Origin of the sequence: Streptomyces sp. NPDC003036, from assembly GCF_040611175.1 — a bacterium.
Taxonomy (GTDB): Bacteria; Actinomycetota; Actinomycetes; order Streptomycetales; family Streptomycetaceae; genus Streptomyces.
Map to the genome: position 1 here is coordinate 61,099 of NZ_JBEXNO010000022.1, position 18,316 is coordinate 79,414.

The window sequence follows — 18,316 nt, forward strand, 5'->3', positions numbered from 1 at the left end:
GGTCTTGTACGAATCGGACGTCACCGAATGGTCATCACCGAGGCCGCGGCGTTGTCGGTGCCGTGCGCCAGACTGGCGGACATGCGCACCATCCTCGTCGTGGACGACGACCCCACCGTCTCGGAGGTCGTCACCGGCTATCTCGAGCGGGCCGGCTTCTCCGTCGCGCGCGCGGCCGACGGACCCGAGGCGCTGCGGCTCGCCGCCGCGCGGTGGCCCGACCTGGTCGTGCTGGACCTGATGCTGCCCGGCATGGACGGCCTGGAGGTGTGCCGCACGCTGCGCGAGCGCGGACCCGTGCCGGTCATCATGCTCACCGCGCGCGGCGACGAGGAGGACCGCGTCCTCGGCCTGGAGATAGGCGCCGACGACTATGTGACCAAGCCCTTCAGCCCGCGCGAGCTGGTGCTGCGCGTCGAGTCGGTGCTGCGCCGGACCGCCGTGCCCCCGCCTCCCGCGCCGGCCAGGATCGCGGGCATCGTCCTCGACCCGGCCGCCCGGCGGGCCACCAAGGACGGCCGCGAGCTGGCGCTGACACTGCGCGAGTTCGACCTTCTCGGCCATCTCATGCGGCACCCGGGGCAGGCCCACAGCCGGGAGGCGCTGATGCGCGAGGTGTGGGGCTGGGAGTTCGGCGACCTGTCGACCGTCACCGTCCATGTGCGGCGGCTGCGCGGCAAGATCGAGGACGATCCGGCCAACCCCCGGCTGATCCGCACGGTGTGGGGCGTCGGCTACCGCTTCGACTCCGGGTCGGGAGGCGGCGATGCGTGACCTGCTGCTCATCGCGGCGTACGCCTTCGCCGGCGCGGCCGCCGCCGGGATCGTCGGGGCCCTGGTGCTGCGCGTGCTGCGCCACCGGTCGGTCGTCGTCTCGCTCACGATCGTCGCCGCCGTCACCGTGACCGCGATGCTGGCGGGCACCCTCACCGTCTGCAAGGCGATGTTCCTCGAGCCGCACGACTTCTCCGTGATCACCACGGTCGTGGCGATGGCCGCCGTCGTCGCCCTCGCCACCGCGCTGCTGCTGGGCCGCTGGGTCGTCGCCCGCAGCCGCGAACTGGCGCGGGCGGCCCGCTCCTTCGGCGACGGCGGCAGCTTCGCCGCACCCGGTGGCGCCGCCACCGCCGAGCTCGCCGAGCTCAGCCGCGAGCTGGCCGCGACCAGCGCCAAGCTGTCCGCCTCCCGGGCGCGGGAGCACGCCCTGGAGAAGTCGCGGCGCGAGCTCGTCGCCTGGATATCGCACGACCTGCGCACCCCGCTCGCCGGCCTGCGCGCCATGTCCGAGGCCCTGGAGGACGGCGTCGCGCCGGACCCGCAGCGCTACTTCCGGCAGATGCGCACCGAGGTCGACCGGCTCAACGCCATGGTCGGCGACCTCTTCGACCTCTCCCGCATCCACGCGGGCGCGCTCTCCCTGGCGCCCGCCCGGATATCCGTGTACGACCTGGTGGGGGAGGCCATCGCGGGCGCCGATCCGCTCGCCCGCGAGCTCGGCGTGCGGCTCGTCGGCGACCGCGTCGACGCCGTGCCGGTGGAGGTGGACGGCCGCGAGATGACCCGGGTGCTGGCCAACCTGCTGGTCAACGCCATCCGCCGCACCCCCGCCGACGGCACCGTCGCGGTCGCCGCCGAGCGCCGCGCCGACCAGGTGGTGCTCTCCGTGACCGACGGCTGCGGCGGCATACCGGAGGATGATCTTCCTCGGGTGTTCGACACCGGCTGGCGGGGCACCGCGGCCCGGACGCCGCCGGCGGGAGCGGGCCTGGGCCTGGCCATCGTGCGCGGCATCGTCGAGGCGCACGCCGGCCGCGCGGACGTGCGCAACGTCCAGGGCGGTTGCCGCTTCGAGGTCGTCCTCCCGGCCGCCCCGGAGGCCTGAGCCTCGGGGGCGTAAGTCCTGGTGGCGTAAGACTTTCGTCATCGGGTCCCACACCCCTGCCGCCGGGTACCCCGCGTTGAATGGGACCAGGAACAGCGGATACCAGGAGGCAGATATGAGCCGCGTACGACGTCTGATGACCAGCCCGGTGGTGATCGGCGCCCTGGCGCTCGCGTTGGTGGCACTCGGCTTCGGGCTGTACTGGTTCCAGCCGTGGAAGCTGTGGAGCGACGCGACCGTCGACGAGTCGGTGCCGTCGGCCGTGGCGCCGCCGCCCACCGCAACGCCCACCGCCACACCGGCCGCCCCGACCGCCCCGGCCGCGCCCCGCACGGTCGCGAGCGGCACCTTGATCAGCCACGAGCACGGCACCTCCGGCACCGTGCGTCTGCTGAAGCTCGCCGACGGCTCCCACGTCCTGCGGCTGGAGAACCTCGACACCAGCAACGGCCCCGACCTGAAGGTCTGGCTCACCGACGCCCCCGTCCGCGAGGGCAAGGCCGGCTGGCACGTCTTCGACGACGGCGCGTACGTCAGCCTCGGCGACCTCAAGGGCAACAAGGGCGACCAGAACTACCCGCTGCCCGCCGGAGTCGACCCGGCCGCGTACACCAGCGTCAGCATCTGGTGCGACCGCTTCGACGTTTCGTTCGGTGCCGCGGCACTGAAGGAAGTGTAATGATAGGGTAAAGAAGATCCTTTTCTGGCCACTTCTTTTCGGCCATTCTTTCTCGCCGCCATTGACCGCGCACATGCGCCACCTCGGGAGGGGCGACCATGGGAACCCGCCGGACCCCGCTGCCGGGCGTCGGAACGCAGTACGACTTCACCACCGAAGCGGGCCAGCACATCTCCGTCGTCGTCCACAACGACGGCCGCCGCTTCCTCGGCTTCTACCGCGCCGACGACCCCGACACCTGCGAGGCGTCGGTGCCGCTCACCCCCGACGAGGCCACCGCGCTGGCCCATCTGATCGACCAGACACCGCTCGACGCCATCCGCACCGACGGCCTCGACCTCGTCACCGAGCACATCCCCGTCAACAGCCGCTCGCCCTACGCGGGACGGCTGCTCGGCGACACCCGGGCCCGCACGCGCACCGGCGCCTCCATCGTCGCCGTCCTGCGCCGCACCAGCGTCCACCCCTCACCCGGCCCCGAGTTCCGGCTGGCCGTGGGGGACACCCTGGTCGCCGTCGGCACCCGTGAGGGCGTGGACGCCCTCTCCGCGATCGTCGCCGGAGGATGACATGCACGACACCACCGCGCTCCTCATAGAACTGGGAGCGGTCATCCTCGGCCTCGGACTCGTCGGACGGTTCGCCGGGCGCATCGGCCTCTCCCCGATACCCCTCTACCTCCTCGCCGGACTCGCCTTCGGCCACGGCGGCCTCCTCCCGCTCAAGGCCAGCGAGGACTTCGTCGCCGTCGGCGCCGAGATCGGCGTCATCCTCCTCCTGCTCCTCCTCGGCCTGGAGTACAGCGCCACCGAGCTCGTCACCAGCCTCAAGACACAGTCCCGGTCGGGCGCCGTCGACTTCCTCCTCAACGCCACCCCGGGCGCCGCCGCCGCCCTCCTCCTCGGCTGGGGCCCCGTCGCCGCCGTCGCCCTCGCCGGCGTCACGTGGATCTCCTCCTCCGGCGTCATCGCCAAGGTCCTCACCGACCTCGGCCGCCTCGGCAACCGCGAAACCCCCGTCGTCCTGGGTGTCCTCGTCATCGAGGACCTGTCGATGGCCGTCTACCTCCCCCTCCTGACCGCCCTGCTCGCGGGAGTCGGCCTCGCCGGCGGCAGCATCACCGTCCTCATCGCCCTCGGCACGGTCGGCCTGGTCCTGTACGCCGCCCTCCGCCACGGCCGCCTCATCAGCCGCGCCGTGTCCTCCGACAACCCGGAGATGCTGCTCCTGGTCGTCCTCGGCCTCACCGTGCTCGTCGCCGGTGTCGCCCAGGAGCTCCAGGTCTCCGCGGCGGTCGGCGCGTTCCTGGTCGGCATCGCGCTGTCCGGCGAGGTCGCCGAGGGCGCCCGCAAGCTCCTCACTCCGCTGCGCGACCTGTTCGCCGCGGTCTTCTTCGTCTTCTTCGGCCTGTCCACCGACCCGGCCGACATCCCGCCGGTGCTGGTGCCCGCGCTGCTGCTCGCCCTCGTCACCGCCATCACCAAGATCATCACCGGCTGGTACGCGGCCCGCCGCGCCGGCATCGGCAGCCGGGGCCGCCTCCGCGCGGGCGGCGCGCTGGTCGCCCGCGGCGAGTTCTCCATCGTCATCGCGGGCCTCGCGGTCGCCACCGAACCGCGCGTCGGGCCGCTGGCCACGGCGTACGTCCTCATCCTGGTGATCCTCGGCCCCCTCGCCGCCCGCTGGACGGAGCCGGCCCTGCGGCGCGTACGCCTCTTCCGCCGCCCGGGGCCGCGCGCGGATCCGCCGCCCGGCCACGAGCACGAGCGGATCGCGGACGGCGCGGGGAACGGTGCGAGGGACGGCGTGACCGTCAGCGGCCCGGCCGAAGGTCGATGAACACCGCGCCGTGGTCCATGGCCACGGCGACGTACTGGCCGGCGGCGGTCAGGGAGCGGGCGGGACGCGGCAGGACGATCGTCTGCTTCCAGTCGTTCGTCAGGTCCCGGACCGCCAGCGAACCCGGCAGCTCGGCCGTCACGATGTGTGGCCGGCCGTCGAGGACGGTGGTGGCGAGGGCGGTGACGGCGCCGTCGGCGCGGAACAGCTCGGTCTGTACGTCCGTCGCCGCGTTCCAGGCGTACACGACCTCGTCGCCCCTGCTGTGCAGCACATGAGGGTGCCCGTCGAGGGTCGCCCCGGTCATGGCCGCCACGGGCCACGACGAGATCCCCGTCGTCTCGCCGACGAAACGCCAGACGGCAAGGGACTCGGCCGTCCCCAGCGCGGCGAACGGGCTGCCTTCCACGGTCGCGCACACCAGTGAGGTGACAGGCCGCCGGGTCGGCCGTCCCGATACCCAGCGCCGTTGTCCGCTCCACGGAAAGCGGAGCACGTCGATTCCCTGGTCCGTTCCCAGTACGGCGAAGGAAGCATCGTCGATCGTCGTACAGGCCAGCGCACGCACGGGGCGGTCCTCGGGCAGCGTGTACTCGGAACGGCAGGCGCCGGTCGCCAGGTCCCAGACGCGTACCGTCCCGTCCTCCCCGCCCGTGACCGCGTGCGGCCGGTCCTCGATGGTGATGCAGTCCAGGGCGCGCACCGGCCCCTCGTGCCCGGCCAGCACATGGTCTCGCGTGCCCCCCGGCAGCTGCCGTACGACGACCGACCCGTCGTCGCAGCCCAGGAACAGCGTCGGCACCGGCGTGATCGTGGTCGAGAAGACGCCCACCACCGACAGGCCCGCCACCCCCGCCGAGACCGGATACCACGGCAGGTGCCGCGCGAAGGAGTCGGCCAGCCGCCGGAACCCGCGCCGCGTCGCCGCCTCGACGGCGAGGACACCGCCCCGCTCCCGGGGGCCCAGCCCGAGATGGGCGGGCGCCGACGCCTCGTACACCTCCGCCACCCGCCGGCCGTGGTGCGTCGTGACGGAACCGAGCGCGCGCAGCAGCCGGTTCGGCTCGGCGTGGAGCACGAACTCCCGGCCGTCGAGCAGCGGGTCGAGGGCCCCGGCCGCCGCCGCGTGCGTGGACAGGTGCGCCAGGACGTACGGCGGCGCCGCGGGCCAGTCCCGCCGGCCGTCGTCCGCCCTGCGCGGCACCAGATCCAGCAACGCTTCCGTGATCAGCGCCTGTACGGACCCGGGGTCGTCGCCGGCGCGCAGGTAATGGGTCACGGCACGGCAGAGCCGGTACGTGCCCAGCTCGAACAGGTCCGCGGCGGCCTTCACCACCCAGCCGGTGTCCCGCCGCCCGCCACCGCCGCCTGACAGGGCGTCGGCCAGGGCCGTCCACACGTCCGACGGCAGTGGCGAACCCGTGTGCTCGGCGTACGCGAGCGGCAGCAGCCACCGCTCCATCTCCGTCCGGTCGTCCCCGAAGCGGCTCAGCCGGGCGTCGGCGGCGGCCTCGGCCTCGGCCTCCCATGAGTCGTCGGGCGCGTCGGAGGAGAGCCGGGCGTCCAGCACGGCGCCCGCCAGCGAGCGTGCGAGGGCGATGGACCCGCCCGCCCAGTCGACGACGGTCGCCGCCAGCGCACGGGCGTCCGGGACGCCGGTCAGCAGCGCGCGCACGAAGTCCTCGGGCGCGGCACGGTAGGCCTCCTCGTCGAGGTCGAGGACCTCGACGGCCGGGCCGAGCAGCGGCAGCGACTCCGGGCGGGCGGCCACGACGAGCCGGACGCGGGGAAGCGCGCCGACCGGCCGCAGCCGCTCCCGGGCGACTTGCTCCGGATCCCCGGCCTCGTCCAGGCCGTCGACGAGGAGGATGACCGGCTCCGGGCCCGTGCCCGCCGACATCAGAGACTGGTTCAGGGACAGTCCGAACCTGCGGTCGTTCGCCTGGAGCCAGGACGCCGCGGGGAACAGCCTGGCCAACCGTCGCAGCAGCTTCCCGGTGCCGGGAGAGCCGGTCACCACACGCATGCGGCCGTCGTGGCGGTCGCCGCGCAACCAGGACCACAGCGCGGCGAGCGCGGGGGTGCGCAGGGGGTTCGGGAAGAGCGGGGCGCCCGGGCCGCCGTCGGTGGCCCACAGGGCCCATGACGGTGCGGTGTCGTCGTCTTCGACGACGTCCTCGTAGGTGCGTCTGATGCTCTCCAGCGTCTCCGCCGTGTCCAGGAACGCCTGCCCCTCATCGGCCGTCGCCTTCCCGAGGACCCGCGTGGCGGCCTCGGCCAGCGCGGTCCCGCCGCCCGGCCCCGCGCGCATGGCGGCCGCCAGCACGGACAGCGCGGTGCGACCCAGCGGCACGCCGACGAGCGGCAGCCCGCCCGGGTTCCGCTCGGATTCCACATCCAGCAGGAACAGCACGTGCCCCGGCCCGCGGGCGTGCCCCGGCCCGCGGGCCGCCAGCAGACGGTAGAGCGCCTCCGGTGTCACTCCCGGACCCCCACCGTGCGCGAGCAGCAGGTATCGTCCGGCCGCCCAGTCCGTGTGGCCGCTGTACACCACCACCGCGTCCGCCGGACCGAGCTGTGCTTCCGCCGCCCACGCGTCGATCTCGCGCAGCGCCCCTTCGGCGCCGTCGGTGCGGAACGTGAGCTGTGGCAGGGCGTGGACGTAGCCCGAGTCGATGAGGAGGCCGGCCATGTCGCCGACGCTGTGCACGCTCACCGTGCGGCGCTGGCCCGCGGCCTGCTCCGCCCCCAGCGTGATCAGGAACCGCCGCCCCTCCGCCGCCTGCGCCTCCTCCCGCAGGCCCTGTCGGCGCCGCACCAGACCGCGCACCTCCGCCCAGTGCCGCGCCCCCGCCGGAAGGGCGAGCGGGCCGCCCGGGGCGGGGGCCGCCGCGGTGAAGCGCGGGCCCGCGCCGCGCGTCCGCCCGTCGGTGTACGCGGAGACCGCCGCGATCACCTCGTCGGCCTCGTCGCGCCGGATGGTGCCCAGCAGCCGCTCCCGCACGCCCGGCGCGAACTCGTACGCGGCGTCCAGCCCCTCCCCGCCGTCCGGCCCCGGCAGCCGGCGCAGCAGGCCGCTGAAGACGATCTCCGCGAGGTCGGACAACGGGCTGTCCGGCACCATCGTGGACTGCACCATCCGCATCACCGGCAGGTTCAGCGGCGCCGCCGCGAGGTAGGCCGCCAAGCGGAAGACGCGCGGCTGCGTGGTGGCGCGGAAGTCCTCGAAGGCCACCGGGAGCGCCGGCTCCGGCCCGCGGGGCAGCGGTGCCTCGGACGCCGCGGGCAGCAGCACCGCCGCGCCGTCGAAGGCGCCCGCCCCCGCCACCGCCGCCGCCCACGGCCCCAGCCACTCGGGCGTGGCGCCCAGCACCGGCACGGCGACGTCGCCCGGTTCCGGAGCCCGGGCACCGAGCCCGTACGGGGCGTACGCCAGGCGGGCGCCGCCCTGCGTGCCCGGCCCCGTGGAGCGGAACCGCACCGGTGCGGGCGGCAGCGCCGTGCGGTCCCAGAGATGTTCGGGCAGCGGCTGGACGACCGCCGCGGGGCCTGCCGTCGCCCAGTCCCGCAGCGCCGTGCGCAACGCCGCCGACCGCCACTGCGGCGCGACGCCGTCCGTCAGCACCAGCGTGATCGTGCGGCCCGTCGGGTCGAGCGTCGTCGCCGGGGCCCGCAACGCGGACGCGACGTCGGTCCCGGCGGCTGACGCGGCCGGTGCCAGACCGGGCCGCCCGTCGGCGCGCGGCCGCAGGCAGTACGTCCGTACGTCGCGGAACGCGCCCGTCCGCCGCAGCAGCTCGGTCAGCTCCCGCCCGAGCGGAGCCCAGAAGGCTGCGCCGTCCCCGTACGCGTCCAGGATCAGCGTGACGTCGAACCAGCGGTCCGCCGCCGGGGCCAGCACCGGCAGCCAGTGCCGCCGCTCGGCGGCCAGGTCCGCCGTGGCGTCCTCGTCGAGCACGGTACGGACAGCCGACGCGACACGCCGCTTCAACGGCCGGAGCGTACGCGCCAGTTCGCGGGCGCGCGGCAGCGTGGCCGGGGCCGTCAGGCGCACTGGGACGGCAGCGGTCGGAGCGGCCGTCACGGCGGGAGCCTCCGGTGACGCCTCCGGCCGCGGCAGGTACAACCGCGTACCCGGATCCGCCGACGCGGGGGGCTCCGAGGCCGACCGGGACGAAACCGGACCGGCCCGGCCGGGCGGGGACGAGTCCGGCGGGGACGGGTCCGCCGTCTCGGCCGCGCCGGAGGCCCCGCCCGACGCGGGCACCTCCCCGGGCGGCGGCGCGGGCAGGTTCCGTGCCAGCCAGATCAGTTCGGCGACGTCACGCGGGCCCGGCGGCCCGCCGCCTTGATCCAGCGCGCCGAGCAGGGCGCCGAGCCGCTCGATCGTCACGACCGGTCACGACCCGGCCGACGGCGCCCGCGGGGGCGCGGGCACCGTCACGTCGAGGTGCTGGAACACCAGCTCCGTCAGCCGCTCGAGGTCCGGCGCGCCGTCACCGCTCGTACGGCTCACCAGGTACACGGCGTTGAGGAGCTGGTCGGTGGCCAGCTCACCCGTCGCCGCGTGCGCCAGGAACCGCCTGATCACCTCGTCCGCGTCGTCCGCAGCCGTCGCCAGATGGGCCCGCACGATCGCGCGCAGCCGCTCCTCGTCGTCGACCCCCGGCAGGTGGAGGCGTACGCAGCGGCGCAGGAACGCGGGCGGGAACTCCCGCTCGCCGTTGCTGGTCAGGATGACGAACGGGAAGGTCCGGCACCGCACCGTGCCGCCGGTCACCGTCACCGGCTCACCGTCGTCGGCCGGGCGCACCCGTACCGTCGGCTGCCGGTCGGCGACGCGCGACAGCTCCGGGATCTCGAACATGCCCTCCTCGAACACGTCCAGGAGGTCGTTGGGCAGGTCGATGTCGCTCTTGTCGATCTCGTCGATGAGCAGGACCCGCGGGAGTGCGTACGGCGCCAGCGCCGTGCCCAGCGGCCCGAGCCGGACGAACCGGCCGAGGTCCGTGACCGGCGCCGGATCGCCCGTCTCGCGGGCCACCCCCGCCTCCTCGAGCCGCCCGAGGGAGTCGTACCGGTACAGCCCGTCCCGCAGGGCCGACTTGCTGTTGACCGGCCAGCGCAGCACCCGGCCCAGCCGCAGCTCGCGCGCGACCGCGTGCGCGAGCGTCGACTTGCCGGTGCCCGGGTCCCCCGTCACCAGCAGCGGCCTGCGCAGGTACAGCGCGGTGTTGACCGCCTCGACGGTGGCCTCGTCCGCGCGGTAGGCGTCCGCGTGCGGCAGCCGCCGCCCGCCGTCCGCGTCCGCGTCGCGGTCGAACGGCGTCGGCTCGACGCCGCGGCCGAAGTCCCGCCACGGTGGGGGAGCGGGCAGCCTGTCGATGCCGTCGTGCGGCTCGCTGACGCCCTGGTAGATCCGCCACTCGCCCGCCGTGCGCGCCGTTCGCCTCATGTCGTATGCCTCATGTGGGTTGCCTCATGTGGTCCTGCCAGTCCTTCCTCGGCCCCCGCCTCGGCGGGGGACAGGGGCCGTCGGGGGATCTGCCGCCGCGGGTCGTCCCAGAGCAGCACGATCCGCTCGCCGATGTGGTCCTCGCCCGCACCCGCCGCGGCGACCGCTTCGTTGCGCAGCGCGCACACCTTCTCCGGCAGCTCGTCCCGGGCCGTCCCGGCCAGCGCCGCCCGCGCCTCGGCGAAGAACCGGTCACCCGGGCAGGCCTGCCGCCCCGGCGCCCCGCACCTGCCGCCGTCCCCGCGCGCGCAGGCCGCCGCGCCCCGCCGCCACGTCATCAGCGGCACTCCGGAGGCGACGGCCACCCGGTACGCGTCCGACACCGGCGCCGACGAGCGCGGCGAACCGGCCAGCGCCAGCGCGGCCAGCGTGGGGTCCCCGTCGAACGACGCCCCCAGCGCCGCCTGGTTCTGCCCGTCGCGGCCGCACACGCACACCAGCGCCTCGCCGATCGCCCGGCCGTCCAGGTGCTCCCAGCGCCGCTCCCACGCGGCGTGCAGCTCGGGAGCCTCGTGCCGCTCCAACGGGCGCACCACCACGTGCTGCTTGCGGCCCAGCGCGAACCACGGGTAGTCCGGCCACAGCAGCCAGTCGGGGAACTCCTCGTCCAGCGCCTCCTTCGGCAGGATCAACTCGATCAGACCCGGGCTGGTGACCCCGCCCATGATGTCGATCTGTTCCGGCAGCAGCTCCGCGAGGAGCCCCAGCGCCTCCTTCAGCGGCAGCGCCTCCGACTCCGCCGCCACCGGCACGATGTCCGCACGGGAGCGGTAGCGCCACACCATCACGTGGTACAACTCCCGGTCCCGCAGGGAGTGCCGCACCCGCCCGATGATCGACGGCCGCTCCCCGGCCGCCCGCCCGCCGGCCAGCCGCCGCTGCGCCTCGTCGCCGAGCCCCAGCCGGCCGGCGACGATGAGCACCCGGTCGCGCAGTTCCTGTACGGCGTCCCGGGGCCCGCCGCCCCGCGCCGCGCGATCGGCGGCGAAGGCCAGCTCGTACGGCAACTCCCCGTCCTCCGGCGGCATCTGGGCGGCCAGATCCGTGAAGACGTCCCGGTGGTCCAGCAGTGGGTAGTCCTCCTGCGGCGCGGCGCCGGGCGCCGCCGCCGCGAGGAACGCGGCGCGGTGCGCCCCGGCCGACGGGGCGACCGGTAAGGCGGCGAGCAGCGCGAGCAGGTGACGGTGCTCGTCGCTGCTCAGTCCCGCCGCCAGAGTGTCACCGCCCTCCGTGGGTCCGTACGCGTGGACGCGGTCGGCGGCCCGCGACCAGCGGGCGTCCTCGCCGTGGAACCGGTCGTGGGCCCGTATCAGAGCCCGGTAGACGTCCGGGTCCAGCAACCGCAGCGCGCTCACCGGCGTGGCCAGCCCGCCCATGTCGCTGCCCTTGAGTCGGGTGGCCTTGACGACCCCGCACACGCCGCCGGACGCCTGGCTGAGCACGGGCCCGCCGGACAGGCCCTCGTTCACCTCGGCCCCGGCCAGCTCCATCATCCGGCCGCCGTGCAGGAAGGTGCTCCCGCCCCGGCGCAGCTCGGCCGTCCGCGCGGCGGGCACGCCCGGTTCGTACGTGTCCGAGAAACCCGCCGCCGTCAGCGGCGTGCCCGCCGCGGGCAGCAGGCCGTGCAGCCAGACGCACGGGTGGCCCGGCGGCGCGTCGCGCAGCTCCAGCACGGCCAGGTCGGGGTACGGCCACAGGCCCCGCCCGGGCCGGGGCGGCGGCGCGGACGCCGTCCGCACGATCCCTTCGTAACGGACGCCCTGCCACTCGATGGGCACCCGCGCGCCGGGCCGCGCGCCGGCGACGTGCGCGCACGAGACCACGAAACCGGGCGCCACGAAGAAACCCGCCCCTCTGGTCACGCCGTCGACGCGGACGCGGCAGCTCTCCAGCAGTTCCTGGAGCAGCGCGAGGGGTGGAGGCCGGTGCATCGGGGTCGTCGTGATGGGGCTCGGCTCCTCAGTCCTGGGAGGTCGCGGACGGCGAAGCCGGTGCCGTGGCCGGCGGCCGGCTTGCCTGCGGCGGCAGCGGCGGCTGCGCCGGCACCGCGGTCGGCACCGGTGCCGCTACCGGTACCGGCACCGCCCCGGGGCCGTTCCACTTCAGCGTGACCTTGAACGCGGCCTTGCCGCTGCCGCCGACCACGGCCGCCACCACGCCGTCCTGGCCCGCCGCCAGCTCCAGCCCGAACTCGACGGTGACCTCGTCCGGCATGGCCCCCGCCACGGCCGCGCGCGTGTTCGTCGCGATCGCGCGCAGCGACTGCTGGAACCCCTCCAGGCGCTCGACCAGCCGCTCGCCGATCCCGGAGTCGCTCGGTCCGCCCTCCTCGGCGACCGTCGCCCAGATGACCTGGCCGTCCGGCATCTCCAACCGCACCGGCTGTGACATGAGCCCCCCTCAGTTCCTCAACGACCGCCCGCCGCCCACCCGTCGCGTCACATGCTAGGAAAAAACATTGGCGCGAGTGGGCGGAAGTGGCCTACGGTAAAGCCGTTCGCACGACCACGACGAGAACGTCAGAACTATGGGCGGGAGGTGTTGACCGATGACTGTCATTGCGCTGGGCGCTGCCCGCATCCAGTCCTTTGTCATCGCCATTCCCGTGGCCTCCGGCTGACGCAACGCATTCCTGAGCCGCGTGCCCGTCCGGGCTCGCGCCCTCGCCGGAGGTCACCCTTCCTCGAAGGGTTTCCCCCTTGTCCTCGTCGACTTCGTCGTCTTCTTCCTCTTCTTTTGCCTTCACCTCTTCCTCCGCGCCGCATCCCCTCGCCCCGTACGGCTGGGATGCGGTGTGGGAGGCGGAATTCGCCCCGTATGCCGCCCAGGGGCTGCTCGCCGGCCGGGTGGTACGGGTCGACCGCGGCCAGTGCGACGTCGTCACGGCCGACGGGCTCGTCCGCGCGGACACCGCCTTCGTGACGCCGCACGATCCGCTGCGGGTCGTCTGCGCCGGTGACTGGGCCGCCGTCGACCCCGACGGCACTCCGCAGTATGTACGCGCGTATCTGCCGCGCCGTACCGCGTTCGTGCGCTCCACCTCCTCCAAGCGGTCCGAGGGGCAGATCCTCGCGGCCAACGTCGACCACGCCGTCATCGCGGTCTCCCTCGCCGGTGAGCTCGACCTGAACCGGATCGAGCGGTTCCTCGCGCTCGCCTGGGAGTCCGGCGCCCAGCCGCTCGTCGTGCTCACCAAGGCGGACCTGGTGCCCGACCCCGTGGGACTGTCGTATCTGGTGCAGGACGTCGAAACCGCCGCACCCGGCGTGCAGGTCCTGCCGGTCAGCTCCGCCACCGGCGAGGGCGTCGACGTGCTCGCCGCCGTCGTGGCGGGCGGCACCAGCGTGCTGCTCGGCGTCTCCGGCGCGGGCAAGTCCACCCTCGCCAACGCGCTGCTCGGCGAGGACGCCATGGCCGTCCAGGCCATCCGCGACGTCGACGGCAAGGGCCGGCACACCACCACGACCCGGAACCTGCTCCTCCTGCCGGGCGGCGGCGTGCTGATCGACACGCCCGGACTGCGGGGCGTCGGCATGTGGGACGCCGGGACGGGCGTCGGGCAGGTGTTCTCCGAGATCGAGGAGCTGGCGGCGGAGTGCCGGTTCCACGACTGCGCCCACCGGGCGGAGCCCGGCTGCGCGGTCCTCGCCGCCATCGAGGACGGCACCCTCCCGGAGCGGCGCCTGGACAGCTACCGCAAGCTCCTCCGCGAGAACCAGTACATCGTCGCCAAGACCGACGCCCGCCTGCGCGCGGAGATCCGCAAGGACTGGAAGCGCAAGGGCGCGCAGGGCCGCGCGGCGATGGAGGCGAAGCGGGGGCGCGTGAGCTGACGCGGTACCGCCGGCACGACCCGTACGACCGGGCCGGCCGGCACGGGTGTCCGTGCCTTCCCTACCTTCCGGGCACGGGCACCCCGCGTGGGCACCCCTCGTCAGTGAGCGGCCGCGTCAGTGAGCGGCCGCCTCCGCGACGCCGCCCCGCAGCGCCTCGGCCAGCGGCAGCACCGTCTCGTCGTGGCCGAGGTACTTGACCGCCGGATGCGCGTCCAAACCGGGGTTCGAGACCTTCCTCGTCTCCTCCAGCGCCTCGCACGGACCCGTCAGCACCTTGCGCAGGTTCATCGACGCCACGATGTAGTCGTCGCGGTCGGCGACGTTCACCCAGCGGGCCACTTGAGGGGGCGCGCACGGCGGCTGCGGCCGCACCCGCTCCCGCACGATCGTGCGCAGCCCCAGCGGCGAACCGAAGGTCACCAGCAGCGGCAGCGGCGCGTCCAGCCGGTGCAGTGCCTCGTACGCGACGACCGTCCCCAGGGAGTGCGCGTACACCGCGCGCGTCTCCGGCCCGATCTCGGCCAGCACGGCCTGCTGCGCCCGCTCCCGGATGTCCTCGTCCTCCAAGTACGCGGCGACCTGGGCCAGGTTCCGCAGAAGCGTGGTCTTCAGCGCGCCGAAGACCGAGCGGGCGACGATGCCGCAGCGGGCCAGGCTGCCCACCGTGAGCCGGAGCAGCTCCGGAACGCCCTGCTCGGGCCCGAGATCCTCACGGAACGCCGTCAGTTCCCGTGCCGCCTCCGCTCGGTCGTCCGGGTTGGCGGCGTGGTCCTCCACGTTCTCCAGCAAGTCCCGGCCGACGCGCTGGGCGGTGGCCGCCATCGTCTCGGGCAGCGGCTGGTCCCACTCGTCGCGGGGCGTGTACGGCTTGAAGAGGTCGCGGTAGTACGCCATGGCGGTGGTGACGTGCCCGGTCGCGAGCCGGTCGGCGAGGTCCGTCTCACCGGCCGCCCGCAGGGTTCCGCTGATCGCCGCGGTCCACTCGCCGTGGAGTTCGCCGACGGACTGGTCCAAGGGGCCGATGCCATGGACGAGAACGACTTCTGCCACCGTGCGCGGTCCCCCTCCGCCGGCCCGGCGCCGACCGTCACCGGCCCGGGCTTGTCGCTGTCGCACCAGGATCCCTTCTCACCCTGCGGACGGTCAACTCGCCACCGTGCACCGGCCCTTGCCCGACCCTCACCGATAATGGCGCGATGTCGAACCGCTTCTCCTTGGTGATCGCCGCGCAGTGGGACGGCTCCGGCCGGCACCTGGACGACCTCGCGCGTCAGGCGGAGGCGCTCAACGCGCATTTGCTCGACGACGACCGCGGCGGCTGCCTGCCCGCCCACGGCGGCGGCCTGCTGCTCGACCCGGACGGCGTCGAGGCCGTGCGGGACGCGGTCGCCGCCGCCTTCGCCCACACCACGGCGTCCGCCCAGGACGGGCCCGCCACCCTCCTGCTCGCCTTCCTCGGCCACGGAGTCGGCGTCCGCCACGACGACTTCCTCTACCCCGTGGCCACCAGCCCGGCCGCGCTCGACGTACGGACGGCCTACTCGGTCCCGGCAGGCCTGCGCGACGGACTGACCCGGCACGGGGACGTCCGCGCGCTGGCCGTGGTCATCGACGCCTGCCAGTCCGGTGTCGCCGCGCTGGCCGCCGCCCAGGACTGGTTCCCCGCCTCCATGGAACGGGGCCGTGAGATCGCGGTCCTCACCTCCGCCTCCACCGACCAGCCCGCCTACGGCCTGTCGTTCGTACGCGAGGTCAACCGGGTGCTGCGGGACGGCCACGCGCGTCTGGACCGCCTGCTCCACCACGACCAGCTGCGCTGGGCGGCGGGCTCGGCGACCAGGGGGCAGCAGCCGCAGACGGTGGCGCACGGCGGCGCCTACAGCGGCCCCGACCCCGCGCGGCCGCACTGGATCGCCAAGAACGCCGCCTACGTCAAGGCGTTCAGCGTGCTGGCGTTCAGCCCGCCCGGCGAGGCGCAGCTGACGCATCTACGGCGGTTCCAGACGCCCGAGTCGCTGCCCGGGATCATCGACGCGGTGACGACCCACCGCGCGGTGGCGGTCGTGGGCCGCAAGGGGTACGGCAAGAGCGTGCTCGCCGCCGCGCTGTGCAGACCGGAACTCCTCGCGCACGCCGCGAAGTTCCGCGTCAGGGCCCTGCACCACCTGGGTCCGACCTCCGCGGACGAACGGGTCCTCTCGGACATCGCCCGCCAACTCGCCGCCTACCTCCCCGGGTTCGCGGCCGCCCAAGCGGCGTTCCGGAGCGAAGTGCCGCAGTCCGAACGCAACGCGATGCCGCCGCAGCGGCGCCTGCTGGCCGAGCCCCTGTCCCGCTGCGCGTCCACCGAGCCCGTACGCGTCGTCGTGGACGCCCTCGACCAGATGGAACCGAGCCAGATCCCGCGCCTGACCGAGGCGCTGGACAGCCTCGTCGAGGGCACGCCTCCCTGGTTCGGCATCGTCGTCACCAGCCGCGACGGGATCCGGCTGCCCGCCTCCTGGCACCGGCTGCCCATGACCCCCGCCTCCGACGAGCAGATCAAGGGGTACCTCCGCACCGAGGGCGGCGGGGCCGGTCGGCGTGCCGACATCCTCCGGCGGGCCGCCGGCAACTGGCAGACGGTCCGCCTGTTGGTCCAGGCCGGGACCGCGGCCGGTTCCGAAACCCTCCACGACGCCCTGTACGAGGAGGCCTGGGACCGCGCCCGCAGGAACGCGCCCGGCGGCCGGGCGGAGTGGGTGGACGCCGTGCTCAACGTCCTGGGCGCCGTGGGCCAGGGCCCGGTGCTGCCCCGCCCGCTCCTGCTCCAGGCGGCCGCGCACCTCCACGGCCCCGGCACCGAACCCGAACTCGACCAGGTGCTGGAGCTGCTGCCCGGGCTGCTGAGCCGGGTCCCCGAGCCCCGCGTCGGCGAGATGATCGGCGCCGACCACCAGACCATGGTGGACCACATCGCGGAGACGGCCGAGCTCGAGGGGCGGCTGTCACCGGCGGAAGGGCACCGCGCCCTCGCCGAAGCGCTCGGCACAATGGCACCCATGACCCAGCACGATCCGGACGATCCCCTCCACGCGTACGCGCGCGACGCCGAGCCCGTACACCTGTGGGAGCTGGGGGAGTACCAGCGCGTACTCGCCAGTCTTGAGGCCCGGCCCTCGACCGACGCGGCCGCCAACCGCGACCGGTGGCTGGCCTGGTGCGAGCGGCTGTCCGCCCGGCCCGGCCCGGAGCACATCGCGACCCTGCGGGCCCGCCAGCACGCCGCCTACTGGGCCGGACGCGCCGGGTCGTACAGCACCTCGCGCGCGATGTACGAGGCGGTGATGGAGGTGCAGTCGCGCGTCCTGCCGCCCGACGACGAGGACACCCTGGAGAGCAGGCACCGCATCGCCTACGCGACTGGCCAAACGGGCCGCTTCGCCGAGGCGGTGGCGCTCCACCGGGAACTCCTCGCCACCCAGACCCGGGTCCTCGGGCCCGACGACCGGCGGACTCTCGAAACCCGCCACCACATCGCCTACTGGACCGGGCGCGGCGGGGCGATGGCCGAGGGCCTGCGGCTCCACGAGGAGCTCCTCCCGCACCAGATCCGGGTCCTCGGGCCCACGCACCGGGACGTCCTGGAGAGCCGCCACTACATCGCGTACTGGTACGGCCGCCTCGGCCGGCCGGATGAGGCGCTCGCCATGCACGAGCGACTGCTGCGCGACCGTGTCGAGGTCTTCGGCGAGGACCACGAGCAAGTCGTCTTCAGCCGCATGAACATCTGCAAGTTCACCGCCGAGGGCGGCCGGCCCCGGGAGGGCCTCGCCGCGTACCGCGACCTGCTCCCGCAGGTGGAGCGGGTCAAGAGCCCGCACCACCCCGACGCGCTCCTCGTACGGCTCAACATCGCGCGCTACACCTGGGAGCTCGGCGACCCGGTGGAGGGGCTGCGGCTCCACGAGGAACTCCTCGCCGACCAGCGGCGCGTCAACGGCGACCGCCACCCCACCGTGCTGATCACCCGGCACAACATCGCCTGGATCCACGGGGAGACCGGCGACCCGGAGCGCGCGGTGCGGGAGCTCACCGCCCTGCGCGACGAGCGGATCGAGGTGTACGGCTCCGAGGACCACCCCGAGGTCCTGACGACCCGCCTCGGCATCGCGTGGTGGACCGCCGCCGCCGGAGACCCGGAGGCGGGCGTGGCGCAGCTGCGCACGGTCCTCGCGGACCGGGCCCGGGTGCTGGGCGACGGCCACCCCGACGTACTGGACGCCCGCTCACGCCTCGGAGAGCTGCTCGGGCGGGCTGGGGCGGGACACGCGGTGGCGGCGGAGGAGGCGGTGGAGCTGCTGTCCGCGACGGCGGCCGAGCAGGCGCGGCGCAACGGCGCCCGTCACCCGCACACCCTCGCCACCCGGGCCCGCCTGGCGGACGTCCTGCTGCGGACGGGCCGCCCGGCGGAGGCCAGGGAGCTGCTCGCCGGGCTGCTCCCTCACCAGGCGGAGGTGCTGGGATCACGGCACCCGGCCACGCGGGCGACCGAGAACGCGCTCGCACCGGGATGAACGACCGGG

General features: G+C 74.6%; 12 protein-coding genes. 7 read left to right on the forward strand and 5 right to left on the reverse strand.

From position 1 onward, the window contains the following. Positions 1-81: 81 nt before the first annotated feature. From ABZX67_RS18065 to ABZX67_RS18085, 5 genes are all read left to right on the forward strand, one after another. Positions 82-774, forward strand: coding sequence for a response regulator transcription factor (locus tag ABZX67_RS18065; RefSeq protein ID WP_355361172.1), 693 nt, complete (start codon positions 82-84; stop codon positions 772-774). Further along, entirely contained in the window at positions 767-1,882 is a 1,116-nt protein-coding gene (locus ABZX67_RS18070) for a HAMP domain-containing sensor histidine kinase (RefSeq protein WP_355361174.1), read from the forward strand. Before ABZX67_RS18065 ends, ABZX67_RS18070 begins: the two co-directional genes overlap by 8 nt. A gap of 115 nt (positions 1,883-1,997) precedes the next feature. Next, the gene (locus ABZX67_RS18075) at positions 1,998-2,561 is read left to right on the forward strand and encodes a DM13 domain-containing protein (RefSeq protein WP_355361176.1); all 564 of its coding nucleotides are present in this window, start codon (positions 1,998-2,000) and stop codon (positions 2,559-2,561) included. A 98-nt stretch (positions 2,562-2,659) separates the two neighbouring features. Next, complete coding sequence (locus ABZX67_RS18080; protein WP_355361178.1) at positions 2,660-3,130, forward strand: TrkA C-terminal domain-containing protein; 471 nt, start codon at positions 2,660-2,662, stop codon at positions 3,128-3,130. Position 3,131: 1 nt separating this feature from the next. Continuing rightward, the gene (locus ABZX67_RS18085; RefSeq protein WP_355361180.1) at positions 3,132-4,400 is read left to right on the forward strand and encodes a cation:proton antiporter; all 1,269 of its coding nucleotides are present in this window, start codon (positions 3,132-3,134) and stop codon (positions 4,398-4,400) included. On the opposite strand, the gene ABZX67_RS18090 is transcribed toward ABZX67_RS18085, so the two are convergent. The 4 genes from ABZX67_RS18090 to ABZX67_RS18105 are packed head-to-tail and all read right to left on the reverse strand — an operon-like array spanning position 4,375 to position 12,306. Beyond that, positions 4,375-8,793 (reverse strand): SAV_2336 N-terminal domain-related protein, encoded by a 4,419-nt coding sequence (locus ABZX67_RS18090; RefSeq protein WP_355361182.1) that lies wholly within the window; start codon positions 8,791-8,793, stop codon positions 4,375-4,377. The two genes, ABZX67_RS18085 and ABZX67_RS18090, sit on opposite strands and share 26 nt — an antisense overlap. Before the next feature lie 6 nt (positions 8,794-8,799). Beyond that, entirely contained in the window at positions 8,800-9,855 is a 1,056-nt protein-coding gene (locus ABZX67_RS18095) for a MoxR family ATPase (RefSeq protein ID WP_355361184.1), read from the reverse strand. Further along, the gene (locus ABZX67_RS18100; protein WP_355361186.1) at positions 9,852-11,846 is read right to left on the reverse strand and encodes a trypsin-like peptidase domain-containing protein; all 1,995 of its coding nucleotides are present in this window, start codon (positions 11,844-11,846) and stop codon (positions 9,852-9,854) included. The genes ABZX67_RS18095 and ABZX67_RS18100 overlap by 4 nt, the downstream gene beginning before the upstream one ends. Before the next feature lie 28 nt (positions 11,847-11,874). Continuing rightward, the gene (locus tag ABZX67_RS18105; RefSeq protein WP_355361188.1) at positions 11,875-12,306 is read right to left on the reverse strand and encodes a CU044_2847 family protein; all 432 of its coding nucleotides are present in this window, start codon (positions 12,304-12,306) and stop codon (positions 11,875-11,877) included. Between the two features lie 308 nt (positions 12,307-12,614). Between ABZX67_RS18105 and rsgA the strand changes: the two genes are divergently transcribed. Further along, positions 12,615-13,748: a ribosome small subunit-dependent GTPase A gene (rsgA, locus tag ABZX67_RS18110; protein WP_355361190.1), complete on the forward strand. Its 1,134-nt coding sequence runs from the start codon at positions 12,615-12,617 to the stop codon at positions 13,746-13,748. 117 nt (positions 13,749-13,865) lie between these two features. Here rsgA and ABZX67_RS18115 read toward each other — a convergent pair whose 3' ends face one another. Continuing rightward, positions 13,866-14,801 carry a hypothetical protein gene (locus ABZX67_RS18115; RefSeq protein WP_355361192.1) on the reverse strand — a complete coding sequence of 312 codons (936 nt, stop codon included), beginning with the start codon at positions 14,799-14,801 and terminating at the stop codon, positions 13,866-13,868. Between the two features lie 146 nt (positions 14,802-14,947). Between ABZX67_RS18115 and ABZX67_RS18120 the strand changes: the two genes are divergently transcribed. Further along, positions 14,948-18,307 (forward strand): tetratricopeptide repeat protein, encoded by a 3,360-nt coding sequence (locus ABZX67_RS18120; protein WP_355361194.1) that lies wholly within the window; start codon positions 14,948-14,950, stop codon positions 18,305-18,307. The last annotated feature ends 9 nt before the right edge of the window (positions 18,308-18,316 follow it).

Excerpts from the sequence above, each read along its gene's own strand:
- ABZX67_RS18105 (WP_355361188.1), bottom strand. The coding sequence starts at position 12,306 with ATGTCACAGCCGGTGCGGTTGGAGATGCCGGACGGCCAGGTCATCTGG.
- ABZX67_RS18070 (WP_355361174.1), top strand. The coding sequence starts at position 767 with ATGCGTGACCTGCTGCTCATCGCGGCGTACGCCTTCGCCGGCGCGGCC.
- ABZX67_RS18075 (WP_355361176.1), top strand. The coding sequence starts at position 1,998 with ATGAGCCGCGTACGACGTCTGATGACCAGCCCGGTGGTGATCGGCGCC.
- ABZX67_RS18100 (WP_355361186.1), bottom strand. The coding sequence starts at position 11,846 with ATGCACCGGCCTCCACCCCTCGCGCTGCTCCAGGAACTGCTGGAGAGC.
- ABZX67_RS18080 (WP_355361178.1), top strand. The coding sequence starts at position 2,660 with ATGGGAACCCGCCGGACCCCGCTGCCGGGCGTCGGAACGCAGTACGAC.
- ABZX67_RS18085 (WP_355361180.1), top strand. The coding sequence starts at position 3,132 with ATGCACGACACCACCGCGCTCCTCATAGAACTGGGAGCGGTCATCCTC.
- ABZX67_RS18065 (WP_355361172.1), top strand. The coding sequence starts at position 82 with ATGCGCACCATCCTCGTCGTGGACGACGACCCCACCGTCTCGGAGGTC.
- ABZX67_RS18095 (WP_355361184.1), bottom strand. The coding sequence starts at position 9,855 with ATGAGGCGAACGGCGCGCACGGCGGGCGAGTGGCGGATCTACCAGGGC.
- ABZX67_RS18120 (WP_355361194.1), top strand. The coding sequence starts at position 14,948 with ATGTCGAACCGCTTCTCCTTGGTGATCGCCGCGCAGTGGGACGGCTCC.